The following is a 14985-nucleotide window of genomic DNA, read 5'->3' as shown; positions in this document are numbered from 1 at the left end:
TCCTTTGCATATCAAAAGAAGCTCCATCCCAAAAACGAAGCCCATTCAGGTCAAAAGACAACCCATAAGATCTTTCTTATTATAAGATAAAAATGAAATCTTTATGCTTTGGAATATCTTTTTGGCCCTGCATCGATGACTTCCTGAGGGCAGCCGCTTGCAAAGAGCTTAAAGTTCTCGATGAATCGAGCTGCAAGAGCATCGTATTTCTTCCAGTACTCGTTCTTATCTCCCCAGGAATTCGCTGGTTCGAGCACATCGTCGGGCACATCCGGGCATGTCAGTGGAACCTCAAAGCCGAAGAGCTTGTCCTTTCTGTACTTCACGCCATCAAGTTTCCCTTCAAGAGCTGCATTGAGAAGGTTTCTCGTATGGCGAATACTGATTCTCTTCCCAACCCCGAACTTTCCACCGACCCAGCCGGTGTTGACCAGCCAGCATTTCGCTCCGTGCTGGATCATACGCTGTTTAAGCATGGCAGCGTATTCGAAGGGATGCTTGACCATGAAGGGGGCGCCAAAACAGGCGCTGAATGTGATCTCAGGCTCGATGCCGAGCCCGATTTCGGTTCCCGCAATCTTCGAGGTGTAACCACTGATGAAGTGATACTGAGTCTGCTCTGACGTCAGCCTGGCAATGGGAGGCATGACGCCTGAAGCATCGCAGGTAAGAAAGATAATATTCTTGGGATGTGTGCGAACCATCTTCTCCGGAACTACGTTCGGGATAAATTCCAGCGGGTAAGAGGCGCGCGTGTTCTCGGTGATGATGTCGTCATCCAGATCGATTCTTCGCGTCACCGGATCGTAGACGACGTTCTCCAGGATGGAACCAAACCGTTTGATCGCTGCGTATATCTGAGGCTCATGCTCGGCTGAGAGGCGGATGACCTTGGCATAGCAACCAGCCTCGAAGTTAAAGACGCCGTTTGCGCTCCAGCCATGCTCGTCATCGCCGATGAGTCTCCTCCTTGGATCCGCGGAAAGAGTCGTCTTGCCCGTGCCGCTAAGTCCGAAGAATAGCGCGACGTCCCCTCTTGTTCCCACATTTGCGGAGCAGTGCATAGGCAGGACATCGTTGAACGGCAGCAGGTAGTTTAACAGCGTAAAAATCGTCTTTTTGATCTCTCCGCCATACAGTGTATTCGCGATGATGGCAAGCCGCTGGGCGAAGTTGATGATGATGGCTGTCTCCGTCCTGGTGCCATCGATTATCGGGCTCACCTTGAAACCGGGAACTGCAATGATTGTGAATTCAGGGACGTGTCGTTTGAGTTCGTCCTGATTGCTTGTCGTGATGAACATGTTGCGGGAGAAGAGACTGTGCCATGCCTTTTCCGTGATGATGCGGATCTTCATTCTGTAGTCGGGATCGGCACCCGCATAGCAGTCCTGGACGAAGAACTCCTCATCCTGGGCGAAGGCATGGACGCGCGCCAGGAGGGCGTTGAATTTCTCGTTGCTGAACGGGCGGTTGTACTGCCCCCACCAGATCTCGCTCTCCGAACTTTCTTCAAGGACGACGAACTTATCGGCAGCCGCTCTGGCCGTGTGCTTTCCGGTATGGACGAGGACGGGGCCTTCATGCATGACATGCCCCTCATTGCGGAATACGATCTCTTCGTAGAGAGCCGGAGCTGGAAGGTTCCAGAAGATCCTCTCCAGATGGATCAGTCCGTGGTTCTCCAGGCCATAATCTGAAGCCAGTTCCTTTGCCTGTTTAGTCGCCGGCGTATCGAATTCCAAGTATTTGCTCATGACCAATCCCTCACTAACTTGCGATTACCTATATAGAGTTCATTAGGAGAATTTAGATCCAGAGCCCACTTTATCCTTTCGATCCCTTCGGTGATCTCCTTTATGGAGCCGCAGAAGCTCAACCTCAAGAATCCTTCCATGCCGAACTCCACTCCCGGGACGACGGCAACGAGGACCTTGCTCAGGAGAAATTCCGCCAGTTTGGTGGAATCCATCCCATAAGAGCGGAAGTCCGCGAAACAGTAAAAAGTTCCATCGGGCTTCGTGACCTTGACTCCATTGAAAGAATTAAGGTGTTCCATCATGACGTTGCGATTGTTCTCGAGTGTGACCTTCAAACTCTCAACGCTTGACTGCACTCCCATGAGCGCTCCCACTGCCGCCTTCTGGAGCACAACGGATGGTCCCGATGTCTGATGCCCTTGGATGTTAGTCATGACCTCGATCAGGTTCTTGTTGGCAACAGCCCAGCCGATTCTGAAACCTGTCATGGCGTATTGTTTTGAAACTCCATTCACAACTATGAGCTTAGAGCTCTCACCCAGGTTCTTGGCATATTTGTAACAGTTGATCGGTTTTCGATTGTCGAAGATCAACCTGTGATATATATCATCCATAATGAGATAGAGATTACGCTTCTCACAGAACTCCACGATCTCGGCGATGAACTCTTCCGAGTACATGGCCCCTGTTGGATTGTTAGGGCTGTTGATGATGACGACCTTCGTGTAGGAACCAACCTTCTGTTCGATGTCCTTTAGCCTCGGGTAGAACGTTCCGTCCTCCGAATAGACAGGAACCGGGATCGCTCCGATCAATTTGGCCATCTCAGGATAGCTCACCCAATAGGGCGCCGGAAACATAACTTCTTCCTGTGGATTCAGGATCGCCTGAAGGGCCACCATGATAGACTGTTTTGCTCCCTGGGACGCGATGATGTTCTCCGGCTCCACGAGGCGATTGTAATTCTCTTCTGTGTATCGAATGATCGCCTGTTTCAGAGCTGGAATCCCATCGGCAGGCGTGTATCGGACCTCTCCAGTGTTGAGGTTTCCCGCAGCGGCTATGATGGCATCCATAGGAGCCTTGCTCTTCGGCTCTCCCGCACCAAGATGAATGACAGGGTCTCCTTTATCACGAAGGATGGCCGCCTTTTCATTCAACTTGAGAGTGGCCGATGTTCTGATGGTTCGTGCAATTTGACTTATACTCATATCTCATCCCTCAAGTTTAGACGCCTACTTTATTGATCTGACTTCAGATGATAGCCAGAGTTCCGATGCGTTTCAAGAAAGCCTTGGGCACTATGATTGGTCCTGCTTCCAACATAGTTCCGCTTATTTTAGCTTCTATACCGCCTTTTAGCAAGTAACCTTTTTCACAAGTATTTTTGCACGATTTTTTGCCTTGCCAGCGATATGAGTCATTTCATGTTCGCAGATAGGAGGCGCCGTTCAGGTCAATGATGGAACCGGTCATGTAGTCTGGTGCATCGGAAGCCAGAAAGATAACCACTCTTGCAACCTCTTCTGGCTTTGCCACCCGTCCGAAGGGATTCTCGCGGCGTATTGCCTCTCCTTCCTCGCTGGCAAGGATGCGCGCGACTCTTTCCGTTTCCACGAATCCAGGTGCAACGACGAAAACAAAGACGTTGTGAGGAGCCAGAGCCTTGGCCAGGGATTGACTCATAGCATTGAGTCCTGCCTTGCTCGCCCCGTAGGCTGGAGCAAGCGGTTCTCCGCGAAAAGCCCCGCGCGAGGAGATGTTCACGATGCGACCACTCATCTGCTTTATCATATGCTCCACGGCACAGAAGGTGAGATTGGCGGGACCGAGGAGATTCGTTCCGATGGTTAGATTCCAGGCTTCCTGCCATTCCTGATAGCCGATCCTGGATATGGGATGACGATCGTAGACACCTGCATTGTTGACCAGGACGTCAATCCTCCCCGCCTCGCGGACTACCATATCGATCAACCTCTTTACATCCTCCGGATCTATCAGGTCCGCCTGCGCGATAAGATGCTGGCCGCCGGCCATGGATGCCAGCGTTTCCTCCGCTTTCTGTCTGTCCCCGCGATAATGGACGATTACCCGGGCCCCACATTCCGAGAATGCTCGCGCGATGGCTCTACCGATCCCACTAGAGGCTCCCGTTACAAGAACTACCTTGTTCGAAAGATTCATTCTTGCCTCTCAGGAAAATGAACTATTTTGTTTTTTCGATGACTATCTCTCTTTCCCCGGTCTTCAGGAGATTGAAGCAGAGAATCTTGAATCTCTCAAAAAGCTTCATGAGATCCCTGTTCGTGTAGTAATGCTTCTTGATAAGCATTTCGCTGCATGAAGAATGCTCGAAAACGTTTTTCTGCCTGATCCTGAACTTCCGTGCTCCTTCTGGCTTAATCTTATTTTGCGATGATGTTATCATGAACGCCACTCCTCCTGCTTTCAGTATCCTCTCAATCTCTTCCAAAAATCTCTCGGCCTGTGAATGATCGATCCTGTCCATTGCCTCCCAGAGCATTATGCCATCGAACAGCTCCTGATCATAATCGAGTGCACCTGTGAAGGTTGATTCCAGGATATCATCCGCATAGACCTTGCAGCCAAGGGAGCTTAAGAACTGAATGTTTGGACCGCTCAGCAGGCCGGCATCAAGAACAACCGGCTTTAATGCCTTGAGGATTCTTGCCAGGAAAAGGCTCAAACCGGTGCTCTTGTTCTCGATCCAGAGTTGTTCTGGTAGATTTCTTGAGGCACGCATCTCGACTGTTTCAGAATATGCCAGACGAGGAGGGAATTTGTTTCAGGAGATTACCACTTCCTTTTTCAGCAGGATTCTCTACTCTGCCGTCCTGTTCGATTCCAGGTTCTCCCATCGCCCCTCTCCATCCATGTCCACCGAACCTTTGAAATGTGCCCCATCGGCGATGCTCACTCTGGGAGCGATGATGTCTCCATTAACCCGTCCAGTGTTTGTGATCTCTACTCTGTCATCGGCTCTGACGTTGCCTGAGACTTCCCCTGTGATGGTCACACTCTTGGCAAAGATTTCAGCCGTGACTTTCCCGGATCCTCCGATTGTCAGATGATGATCCTTGAGATCGATCTTCCCCTCAACATTTCCATCCACGGTGAGGTCTTCATTGCCGGAGAGTTCTCCCCTGATGATTATGGATTGACCGATGTAACCGAGCCGCCCTGGAGACTTAGATATTGTTGTGGAGAGTGATGGATCCCTGAATGGGGCCTCCTGTACCTTCTTATCATCAACTTCTTTCTTGTTCCACATGTCATCCTCCTTTAAAGCTATGCTGCTTTCTCAAGCTTTTCAAGCGCCTTTCGTGCCTCTTCTCTGACGAGACCGCTGCGGTCTTTCATGGCTTTTTTGAGGAGCGGTATGGACGAAGTGTCTCCAACATCTCCTAGAGCTTTTGCTGCTTCTCCCCTCGTCTCGACTGCCTGTCCCTGGATGAGGTACTTTCTCAGCACCTCTTTCGAAGCATCGTCCCCGAACCTTGCAAGAGACCAGCTCACCTCCACCAGGACCAGCTCGTCCTGTTCCGTTCCAGCCAGTTTCTTCAGAGCCGGCACGCAGGAGCTATCCTTGACATTACTCAATCCGAGAGCTGCCATTGCTCTCACTCCCGGGAAGGGATCTTCGAGAGCCTTTATGAGGGTCGGCACGGAAGAGGAGTCTCCAAGCCTGCCTAGGACAAAGGCAGCATGAGCCCTCGCCTTATCGGTCTCGCTCAGCACCGCATTTTCTATGAGAGGGATCGCCTCCTTCACTCCTCTGGCGGCCAAGAATCTGATTGTCTGATCCCTTACATCCTCGCTTTCGTCATAGATGGCAATCCTGACGAAAAGCGGAATTACGGAGGGGTCATCGATCTTCAGAAGTGAATCGCCGGCCAGGTTCCTCACTGTTTCGTCACGGTCTTTCATGAGCTGTCCCAGCAGGGGAGTACACTCTCGGGTCTTGATATCGCCTAAAGCCATGGCAACAGCGATCCTTATGGAATCGAGATTATCGTTGAGGAGCCTCTGAAAGGCTCTGATGGCCGATGGGTCTCCAATCTTTCCAAGGGAGCGGATAGCCTCGACCCTTATCACCTCTTCGTTGTCTTCGAGAAGCTTGATCAAATCGGGTACTGCATCCAATTTTTTCTGTTTTCCGAGATCTGCGATGGTCTGGAGTCTAACATCCTCATTATCGCTCCAGAGTTCCCTGTACTTGACTTCTCTTCCCCCTCCACATCCTGTGACCAGCATCAGAACTAAAAAGATACCGGCGCCCGCAACTGCTATTCCTCTCTTCATTCTTCCACTTCTCCCTATTGTTTTTTCTGCATTATAACGCACAAATGGACAATGTCAAAATACAGTGGTAGCATTTAAAGAGGCTTAAATGAAACATCAATTAAGAATATTGATCCTTTTTTTCCTTTCGGCAATTCTCTTGCTGATGCCGCTAGACGCACTCCACGGAGAGAAAAAATCAGAGATAACAAAAACCGGGAAGAAAAGCGGCGCGCTCAGGGAATGGTGTGAGGGTCCGGTCAGGTACATCATTACGAAGGGCGAAGAAAAGAGCTTCAGGTCCTTGAAAAGCGATGAGGAAAGGGCTGCCTTCATAAACAGGTTCTGGAGCAAAAGGGACCCGAGCCCCGGAACACTCGCCAACGAATTCCGGTATTCTTTCTGGCAGAGGGTAATCGATGCAAATTTCCTCTTCTCGGAATCGACTAAGCCTGGTTGGAAGACGGACAGAGGAAAGGTCTATATCATAATGGGTCCTCCGCAGGAGATCGAAGAAGATCAAAACGTTTCTGGCATCGGCTCTCCCGCGACCGGCGAGATCCGGGGGATCATCCGTTGGACCTATCAAGGTCTGGAAAGGATCGACCTGGAACCGATCATTGTCGTTGCATTTTACCGGGACGAGGGAGGAGAATTCCGTCTTTCTTACGACCCCTATCTAAATTCTGTTTTTTATAGCAGAGTAGGAACCCCACTCCGTTCTGGTATAGATAAAGTGGCACCTGAATTCAAGCAGACCTCAATCTCCGAGCTTTCCGTGACGCTCGATCTCGGAGAACTTCAGGAACTTCCTCCTGAAGAGGAAATCTTCGCGGAGATCATAACGGACAAAGAATATTTCAACGCCATACCGATGAAGACGATCCAAGCCTATTATCCATGTGAGCCAGAGGAGCAGACGCTTGGCTCCCTGACGCTCGTTATCAAGAAAGGGGATCTCCCCGGATCCCGCCTGAATCCGTCCGAACCGTCCAGGATATCCCTGGTGGCAAAGCTCATCGGCGCTTCCAGTGATGTCATCTCCTACAGTTTCCCTGAAGGTTCCTTCATGCCGGCAGCCTCCAACGACAATCCTGAGGACGACTTTCTCTATTATCAGTTGAAGACGTATCTCTCCCCCGGGAAGTACAAACTCCTGATCGGGGCATTCGATAGCAAAAGCGAATTCATCGGAAGCTACAACGACTTCATTGAAGTTCCCTCTTTTCGGGGGAAGGATCTTTCTCTGAGCAGCCTCACCCTGATCCGGCATATGGAACAGAAGGATGCTGGTTCAGATTCTGATCAGATGGAACCTTTCCATTTCGGGGATTTCCTCGTTATCCCTCGAATGGATCATACATTGAAAAAGGGGGATACGTTCGGGGTCTTTTTTCAGATTGCCTTATCAATGGCTCCGGAACAGGCAGTGCCGGAAGCCGGACCTAAAGAGATCCTTTTGAAAGGAAACTACCAATTCTTTAAGAAGAACACGAAGGGTGAATTTCTTCCGGCGGCAAAGCCGATACCCATCACGATAAGTCAGACTGTTGACACACTCCCCGTGATCATCAATAAAGGGTGGTCAACGGAAACACTAAACTGGCCGCCGGGAGATTACAGATTTAGTGTTTCTCTCGGCGATGAGAGAACGAATGAAACAACTTCGAGTGATATTGTCTTCACCATCGAATGAGCGATTGAGATGAAGAAACCCGCTTACAGATTCCATAAAGAGCTCTACAATGGGAAAATGAGCGTCGAGGAGGCTCTCAGGAAGAGGATGAGCGTGAGGAGTTTCAGCAAGGATATGATTTCCTATGACGACCTGGGATGCCTCCTCTGGGCCGCCTATGGCAGCAGAGATTTAAAGTCGGAAGGAAGAACTGCTCCTTCTGCTGGGGCCTGCTATCCCCTGACAGTCTATGCTGTCATTGGAAAAAATAGCGTGGAAGGTATTTCCGAAGGAATCTATGTCTACATGCCTCAAGACCATGCTATAAGCAAGCACAGAGAAGGAGATGCAAGGCGTGAGCTGGCTGCCGCTGCGCTCGGACAGAATTTCATAGCGGATGCCCCCCTGTCTATCGCCATTTCCGCAGATTTTAATCGGACGATTAGCATCTACGGGGATAGAGGGGCACGATACGTTCTGATCGATCTGGGGCATTCTGCCCAGAACATCTATCTCGAAGCGACTTCTCTGGGTCTGGGAACTGTAGCCGTTGGAGCTTTTCGAGATAATCAAGTGGCAAAAGTCCTTTCACTTCCTGGTCAAGAGACTCCGCTTTATATCATGCCGGTCGGATACCCTATCAGACAATATTAAATATTCAGAAGATTATGTAGCAGAATCTACCTATTTCTGCGGGGAAGCCCTGGAGGCAAACAAAAAAACTGGGTAAGAGGTTGTTGCTAAAGTTTGCTCCGCGAAGTTTGGCGTCTTCGCAAGTCGTTCATCACTTACTGCCCTAGGTTTGTCTTGGGCTATATGGAGGGTAAATACGGAAGGGCAACAACCTCTTCCCTTTATTAAAATACTACACCCAAAATAAATTTTCAAATACTTTTTTAAGAATTTTTTATAGGAGTCAGCGACAATCTCCATATAATCTCCTTGTTACGCAAGATATTTTATGGTAAATATTTAGGCTGATTATTTTTCAAGGGAGGGATTTTTGCAAAAGGCGGCAGGCAAGTGCATGCTGATCATTGTTGTACTTTGCTGTTGGACGCTTCTCACCGCACAGGATACGGATACTCCTAGAGGACACACTTCCCCCAAGGATCTCCCCTACTCCACGTCTTACATCAGCTCTGGCGCAAGCTTTGGGTATCTCTTCAGCGATGACATCAACATCGTCGGCAGTTATTATTTTGATTTCCCATTTATCTTCAGAAACGAAAAGAGCGCCTTCCTTAATCTTTTGGTCAATCATTCTGTCTCCGAGGATGGTCTATCCTTCATGGTGAAGGACATCGACTACCAAATCACAGTGGGAGCTCGCGATTACCTGACGAAGAAACTCATCGTCTCCGCTTTCATCTCCCAGCAGGGAACGGAGAAAATCGATTATGAAGGCTCTCCCTTCATCCGTTTCCTCGGGTTCTCAATTGAATCGAGCAACTACAGGAATTTTGCATCGGAAAGAGGTCTTGCCTGGCGGGGTGAATTGGGTGGCATCTTCAAGACCAGGGAAGTGGATGGAGAGATCACATTCAAAGGGGATGTCCGATATAACTTCCTGTCCATGGAGAAACTGGTCTATGGGGCGGACTTTAGGATCGATTCTCTGATCAATGATTTCAACACCTCCAATGACTGGCTGATCGGGCCTCGGATATCTCTCCGCGGCTCCTCTTCCAATATTCCCTCCATATACATATATTACCTGAACAGCAACAACCCTCTCGGCATTGGTGACGATGGATTCATCCTTGGCTTCGATTACAGGCGAAAGATAGCGGATGGCAATTTTAAATTTGATATCCCCGAGATCCATGGGAACATATCAGCAGGAGCCGGAGAAGGAAGAGAGGAAGGACGCCTCGGCTTGAAATTCCAGACCCCTGCCTTCAAGAAGCCATTCGAGTTCAGATTATCTTTCGACATCGATACTTTTCTTCTGACAGGAAAGGATACTGGAGAACTATACTATTTCTTGACGGGGGGCCTTGAGAGAGAGAAGATTGGCCTCGTCCATGGGATCTATTTCTACCACAGGTCCAATCATCAGCTCGCCGAGCCCAACATCGACATCACCTACCTAAACGTTCTCGAGCTGGGCGTCGCTTCCAGAGGCTGGGACAGAGAGAATATCCATGATGGATTCTGGATGGACATCGGATCGCACGAAAAGAGAACCATTTTCAATTTTATGGCGAGAGCGGGATGCATCATCGATAGCGCCTTTGGAGAAAAGAGGCGTTGGAACCTCAGGGGCGGGATGAGAATCGATCTTCCCTTCCCATCAAGCAAATTTTCTCCTTTCCTCCTCGCGATATGGGAAGGGGGAGATGTCTCCCGCAGGGAGATCGGTTTCGGCATAAGAACGCCCCTCGATTTCGACGTGCTCATCGAATACAAGAAAGATGGACAGTATTTTGGAGAAGATAATGACGCCTTCCTCTTCGTGACCTCCATGGCATTTTGATTCGCTTTCTTACACATTGACGACAGCCTGGAGGAGGCCGGCCAGGTTCAAGCCTGTTAGAACCGAAGGAGTGATTTCTGGATGGATCTGATCTGCTCCATTGAGATCTTAAAGATGACTGATGTCACCGAAGAATTGAGCAGATAGGCGTTTCCCGAAGGGTCCTTCGAACAGGCCAACTCTTCGGAAAAGCCATCACCTTTTATGGTAACCTGGAGAAGATGCCTGCTAGATCCGATCCACCGTTCTGAATCTGCATCTCTTTTGATGAAATCTGCGTATTTCATCTCAAGAATGGCAGCAAGTAGCATGTAAACGCTCCCCTTGTCCATCTTCTGTCCCGAATCAGGATCGGCCCACTCGCCATCGCCGCCCATCGTCCCCTTCACCGTTAGTTCATCGGAAGAGATGATGAACTCTCTGACATTGTACCTGTTTCTCTTGGATATTTTTCTCTCCATGAAATCCATCGCATCACCGGCGGCAGGCTCGAAAGAGCTCTCATCCACAACGAGAATCGGATCCCTGTCGTTTCTCTTCACGTGGAGAGATCCCTCGCCTTCCGGATCTCCAAAGTCGATTCTGTACCAGTAATCTTTCTCTCCTCTGTATGATATCGAGAGAGAAGGTGTTTCCAAGCCATATCTGGAGAGAGAGGAAACATCATCGATGAATTTCTTTACCTCCGTGCTCTCAAGGGCGTTCAGTACCGAAGCAACCCTTGCTTCATCGGCCGGAAACTCCATCGGCTCCATCATATCCCATAAACCCGATCGATTCTTGAATCTCAGCTCTTTCCCTCTTTTTATGATCCTGAACTCCGATATATCCCATCTGGAAAAGGGAAGCAATCGCTTATCTCTGAGGGCAAACAGATCGACGCTCTGAAATAAGGCGATCTCCTTGGATAGGACGAGAATCTTATTCCTTCCCTCCTGCATGGCGAAATATTCCCCCTTCAACGGGGTCTCATCGCCTATCCAGAGAGATGGCAGTCGTTGCCCCGATTTAGTTGTAATAGTGATTGTGATAGGTGCTGGAGAGAGATTATATTGATGCAATTTTTCCGCTTCTTCGATGAAGGTCAAAATCCTTGCTTTTCGAAGCGATGAGATTACCCTGGCAACGATCTCTCCATCGGCCGGGTAATCAACAGGCTTGAGGATCTTCCAGCCCTCCTCCTGTAGTGAAAGCCGAACCCTTTCGCCCCTGCACCACAGTTCGATTGACCCTATCCCATCATCATCGTACTGATAGAGAGAGTGTTCTGCCTTCTCTTCTCTCACCTTCTCCCTCTTTCCTCTGATCTCGTAGAGGTAGACAAAGCCTGCAATCAGGATAAGAACAAGGGTGGCGATGAGAGGCGGCTTCCATCTCAAAGGGTTCTTCTCCTCAGCCAGATGACGATCCCCGAAATTATTACGAGCACTGGAACGGAAAATATAAAATACAAAAAGAGATTCTTTTCCTGAAGGGTGAACATGATGGCTTGCCCCGTGATGGCCTTTCTCCTGATGGAAACGAGATTCTCCTCCTGTGCAAGCCAGCCAATAATGTTCAGAATGAGATTTTCATTGGCCTGGACCTCGATGAACCCATCCGTTATGAAATCGGAATCTCCCACCAGGATGACCCTGAATTCTCTTGTTTCCCCTTCCTGGAGTTTGATCCCCTGTATCTCATCGGTTTCCAGCTTTTTGAAGGCAACTGAGACGATTGCAAAAGGACCCGGTGGATCGCCCCGTGGATCTAGCTCTCCTCTACTGATATCCGGCTCTGCCCAGCTGAATTGGCTTGTCTTTACCAGATTATCGTTGAAGAGCCTCGGATCTCTCGCATCGAACCACTTCACAGGAGAGGCTACCGGAAAGATTGTATTGAGCTTTCTGTTCCAGCCTTTCGTTATCTCATGGTCTGAATAGTTAAAGACCCGGATTGTTAATTGATCGTTGAAATTGAACCTGGGATCGACTATGTAACCGTTATCGAATACAAGCCCGACCTTGGCGAGCAGGGTCGATAATCCTGGATCGTTTCCCGGATCCATCATTATGAGGATTCGACCGCCTCTCATCAGATAGCCATCGAGAGCTTCCAGTTCCAAATCGAACAGCTTCTCTCTCGGGCCTGCGAGGACCAGCACGGTGCAATCATCGGGGATCTTTCCTCCCTGGGAGATGTAAAGTATTCTAACGTCGTAGTACTCTTCCCTCAGAGCCGATAGGAGCCTGTTTAGACCTTTATCGTTCCGAGCCTCCAGGTCTTTCTCGCCATGACCCTGCAAAAAGTAGACGACCTTCTTCGTCTCCCGTGACGATTCGATGATCGCATTGGTAAGCTCTTCTTCCCTGGCATCGAAGATCCTGACCTCGCGTCCTCCCCTCTCCACCAGGGCCATTCCGTCGATCTTTCTCCCCAGTTCCTCCTGATTGATATTTTTTTCCTTGAGGATCCCGGGTTTCTCCACCGGGTCTATGATTTCATACCGTATGTAACTGGAATTGTACCGATAGAGCCTGACGAGCGTCTCGAACTTGTCACGCAGGTGGTTTTCCTTTGTGTAGAAGGCAAAGATGTGCACAGGCTCATTCAGCTTCTCCAGGATAGTCATGGTCTGAGGCGAAAGGGAGTGCAGCCCCGTGGCCGTCATATCGACTCTCTTATGATTTCTGAAAGAGATGAAATTCAGAAGGGCCAGGATGGAAAATACAATCAGCATGTAGACTATGGAATTCGTGCTGTACTTGACGGCTCTTCCCTTCAGAAGGCTGGCGATGTGTTGTCTATGGATTATGGCAGAATAGAGGACTGTGACACCTCCCACGATGAAAGCCGGCAGATAGATCCTGTGCAGCTCAGGGAAGATGGAATATAGAATCCCGCCGACAAGAAGAATCAGTATCCCCAGGATTCCGGAATATCTCTTCAGCACCTGCTACCTCCACTTGCTGGAATCGATGACTCTCTGAGTCAAGAAGAGAAAGAACGAGATGAGGCTCAGGAAAAAGATGATGTTCTTTGTATCGACCACTCCCACCGCAAAATCTGTCATCGACTGAAAAATGGAGAGATCGGTCAGGAGTTCCGAGAAGAAGAGCCCGCCAAACCTTCTCAGGCTGTCCTCCAGCCACATGAGGATCAGGATCGTGAAGCAGCTCAGGAAGGATATTATCTGATTCTCAGTCAATGAAGAGGTGAAGAGGCCGATCGAGAGAAAGGTGGCTCCCAGCAGAAAGACTCCCACATAAGAGAGCAAGATCGGTCCGAGTTCAGGCTGCCCCTTAAGCAGAAGGATCACCGGGAAAGGAAAGGTCAGAATGAGCATGATGGCCAGTATGGAGAGAGAACCGAGGTATTTCCCGAGTACGATCTGAAGAGTCGATAAGGGAGAGGTAAGTAAGAGCTCAGACGTCCCTGACTTTCTCTCCTCCGTGAGCAGCCTCATTGATACTGCAGGAAGCATGATCAGAAGTATGAAGCCTTCGAAAATGGCCATCGGCGCCACGATTCCTTCCGTGATGGTGACCTTCTGTGACATCATGTGCCTTATGATCATCTGGAGGAATCCTACGGAACAGATGATGAGGAATATGGATATAATTGCATACGCCAGAGGAGAAGAAAAATATGCTTTGATCTCCCTTCTCATCATTGCGAAAATTTGTTTCATGCTTCGACCTCTTTCTCCTCGGTGATGAGCTTGAGAAACACTTCCTCCAGATTTGGAGGCACTCTCTTCAGCTCTCTGAGGCCGAATCCCTCGCCGATTATCCTCTCGGCTATCTGATCCGCGAGATGCGAGTCTTTCTCCATATCGATTCGAAAGACCTTATGCCCCTCAGGATGCACGCGGAGAACACCAGGATACTTCCGGATAACCTCGGTGAACATCCTATCTTCGCGATGAATCGTGGCAATCACACTATCGCAGCCCTGCAGGCTTCTCGTCAATCCCTCTATGGAGTCTTCAGCGACGAGTTTCCCCTCATTGATGATGATGACCTTCTGGCAGACCATTGAGACTTCGGGAAGAATGTGCGTTGACAGGATGACCGTCCTATCTCCGCCGAGGCTCTTTATGAGGTTCCTGATTTCGATTATCTGTTTTGGATCCAGGCCGGACGTTGGCTCATCCAAGATGATGACCTCCGGCTCGTGGAGAAGAGCCTGGGCCAGACCCACTCTTTGCCTGTACCCCTTCGATAGATGTCCGATAATCCTTCCAGCGACATCACCAAGCCCACAGATATCGATGATTGCATCGATCCTCTTTTTCCTTGCTCCCTTTTCCATCCCGCGGATCTCGGAGACGAAATGGAGGTAGCTTTTCACCACCATCTCGCGGTAGAGAGGGGGCGTCTCCGGAAGATATCCGATCTTCTTCTTCGCTTCTATCGGATCCTCAAGGATGTCGTACCCAGCCACCCTGGCCGTTCCGGAAGTGGGAGGAATGAATCCCGTGAGCATCCTCATGGTCGTCGTCTTCCCTGCGCCGTTGGGACCAAGGAAGCCAAGGATCTCTCCCTTCTTCACATTGAAGGAGATGGAATCCACAGCAACCTTTTCACCGTACGTCTTTCTCAGAGAAAGTATCTCGATCATAGAATTCTACGAATCCATGATTAAAAGTGAATTATATAAAATACATTATTGATCTTTCTCCGTCAATTTCCTGATGGCCAACTGCTCAGTTTTAATAACAGAAGAATTTATTTATAATCGTAAGGAACTTTTCATGATTGTCGGTCGTTTTAATTAGTCGAAAAGGG

The 14985-nt window shown here is 49.4% G+C and carries 13 protein-coding genes; 3 read left to right on the top strand and 10 right to left on the bottom strand.

The genetic code is table 11. From position 1 onward, the window contains the following. Window positions 1-101: 101 nt before the first annotated feature. The 6 genes from pckA to AB1756_03265 form a co-directional block, all read right to left on the bottom strand. Window positions 102-1757, bottom strand: coding sequence for a phosphoenolpyruvate carboxykinase (ATP) (gene pckA / locus AB1756_03290; GenBank protein ID MEW5806360.1), 1656 nt, complete (start codon window positions 1755-1757; stop codon window positions 102-104). After that, a complete protein-coding gene (locus AB1756_03285; protein MEW5806359.1) occupies window positions 1754-2971 on the bottom strand; it encodes a pyridoxal phosphate-dependent aminotransferase in 1218 nt (405 codons plus the stop codon). The genes pckA and AB1756_03285 overlap by 4 nt, the downstream gene beginning before the upstream one ends. 214 nt (window positions 2972-3185) lie before the next feature. Further along, window positions 3186-3944, bottom strand: a complete 759-nt coding sequence (locus tag AB1756_03280) for an SDR family oxidoreductase (GenBank protein MEW5806358.1) — start codon at window positions 3942-3944, stop codon at window positions 3186-3188. 22 nt (window positions 3945-3966) lie between these two features. Next, on the bottom strand, window positions 3967-4524 hold the full coding sequence (locus AB1756_03275; GenBank protein MEW5806357.1) for a class I SAM-dependent methyltransferase: 558 nt from the start codon (window positions 4522-4524) through the stop codon (window positions 3967-3969). 78 nt (window positions 4525-4602) lie between these two features. Continuing rightward, window positions 4603-5052 carry a polymer-forming cytoskeletal protein gene (locus AB1756_03270; protein ID MEW5806356.1) on the bottom strand — a complete coding sequence of 150 codons (450 nt, stop codon included), beginning with the start codon at window positions 5050-5052 and terminating at the stop codon, window positions 4603-4605. A gap of 17 nt (window positions 5053-5069) precedes the next feature. Next, entirely contained in the window at window positions 5070-6083 is a 1014-nt protein-coding gene (locus tag AB1756_03265) for a HEAT repeat domain-containing protein (GenBank protein MEW5806355.1), read from the bottom strand. Between the two features lie 88 nt (window positions 6084-6171). On the opposite strand from AB1756_03265, the gene AB1756_03260 reads away from it, so the two are divergent. The 3 genes from AB1756_03260 to AB1756_03250 all read left to right on the top strand — a co-directional run bounded on the left by AB1756_03260 (window position 6172) and on the right by AB1756_03250 (window position 10216). After that, window positions 6172-7758, top strand: a complete 1587-nt coding sequence (locus AB1756_03260) for a GWxTD domain-containing protein (GenBank protein ID MEW5806354.1) — start codon at window positions 6172-6174, stop codon at window positions 7756-7758. Between the two features lie 9 nt (window positions 7759-7767). Beyond that, entirely contained in the window at window positions 7768-8391 is a 624-nt protein-coding gene (locus AB1756_03255; GenBank protein ID MEW5806353.1) for a SagB/ThcOx family dehydrogenase, read from the top strand. A 349-nt stretch (window positions 8392-8740) separates the two neighbouring features. Further along, the gene (locus tag AB1756_03250) at window positions 8741-10216 is read left to right on the top strand and encodes a hypothetical protein (protein MEW5806352.1); all 1476 of its coding nucleotides are present in this window, start codon (window positions 8741-8743) and stop codon (window positions 10214-10216) included. Between the two features lie 56 nt (window positions 10217-10272). Here AB1756_03250 and AB1756_03245 read toward each other — a convergent pair whose 3' ends face one another. From AB1756_03245 to AB1756_03230, 4 genes are read right to left on the bottom strand one after another with little or no spacing between them, the layout of a single operon-like run. Continuing rightward, on the bottom strand, window positions 10273-11595 hold the full coding sequence (locus tag AB1756_03245) for a DUF4340 domain-containing protein (protein MEW5806351.1): 1323 nt from the start codon (window positions 11593-11595) through the stop codon (window positions 10273-10275). Further along, window positions 11592-13148 carry a Gldg family protein gene (locus AB1756_03240; GenBank protein ID MEW5806350.1) on the bottom strand — a complete coding sequence of 519 codons (1557 nt, stop codon included), beginning with the start codon at window positions 13146-13148 and terminating at the stop codon, window positions 11592-11594. The genes AB1756_03245 and AB1756_03240 overlap by 4 nt, the downstream gene beginning before the upstream one ends. A 3-nt stretch (window positions 13149-13151) precedes the next feature. Continuing rightward, complete coding sequence (locus tag AB1756_03235; GenBank protein ID MEW5806349.1) at window positions 13152-13886, bottom strand: ABC transporter permease; 735 nt, start codon at window positions 13884-13886, stop codon at window positions 13152-13154. Beyond that, window positions 13883-14818: an ATP-binding cassette domain-containing protein gene (locus AB1756_03230; protein MEW5806348.1), complete on the bottom strand. Its 936-nt coding sequence runs from the start codon at window positions 14816-14818 to the stop codon at window positions 13883-13885. Before AB1756_03230 ends, AB1756_03235 begins: the two co-directional genes overlap by 4 nt. Window positions 14819-14985 lie beyond the last annotated feature (167 nt).

The sequence above is a fragment of the Acidobacteriota bacterium genome (assembly GCA_040752675.1).
Taxonomy (GTDB): Bacteria; Acidobacteriota; Polarisedimenticolia; order JBFMGF01; family JBFMGF01; genus JBFMGF01.
The sequence above is the reverse complement of the archived record's forward strand: the minus strand, read 5'-3'. Positions and strand labels throughout refer to the sequence as shown.

Excerpts from the sequence above, each read along its gene's own strand:
- AB1756_03230 (MEW5806348.1), bottom strand. The coding sequence starts at position 14,818 with ATGATCGAGATACTTTCTCTGAGAAAGACGTACGGTGAAAAGGTTGCT.
- AB1756_03265 (MEW5806355.1), bottom strand. The coding sequence starts at position 6,083 with ATGAAGAGAGGAATAGCAGTTGCGGGCGCCGGTATCTTTTTAGTTCTG.
- AB1756_03235 (MEW5806349.1), bottom strand. The coding sequence starts at position 13,886 with ATGAAACAAATTTTCGCAATGATGAGAAGGGAGATCAAAGCATATTTT.
- AB1756_03285 (MEW5806359.1), bottom strand. The coding sequence starts at position 2,971 with ATGAGTATAAGTCAAATTGCACGAACCATCAGAACATCGGCCACTCTC.
- AB1756_03280 (MEW5806358.1), bottom strand. The coding sequence starts at position 3,944 with ATGAATCTTTCGAACAAGGTAGTTCTTGTAACGGGAGCCTCTAGTGGG.
- AB1756_03270 (MEW5806356.1), bottom strand. The coding sequence starts at position 5,052 with ATGTGGAACAAGAAAGAAGTTGATGATAAGAAGGTACAGGAGGCCCCA.
- AB1756_03275 (MEW5806357.1), bottom strand. The coding sequence starts at position 4,524 with ATGCGTGCCTCAAGAAATCTACCAGAACAACTCTGGATCGAGAACAAG.
- pckA (MEW5806360.1), bottom strand. The coding sequence starts at position 1,757 with ATGAGCAAATACTTGGAATTCGATACGCCGGCGACTAAACAGGCAAAG.
- AB1756_03255 (MEW5806353.1), top strand. The coding sequence starts at position 7,768 with ATGAAGAAACCCGCTTACAGATTCCATAAAGAGCTCTACAATGGGAAA.
- AB1756_03260 (MEW5806354.1), top strand. The coding sequence starts at position 6,172 with ATGAAACATCAATTAAGAATATTGATCCTTTTTTTCCTTTCGGCAATT.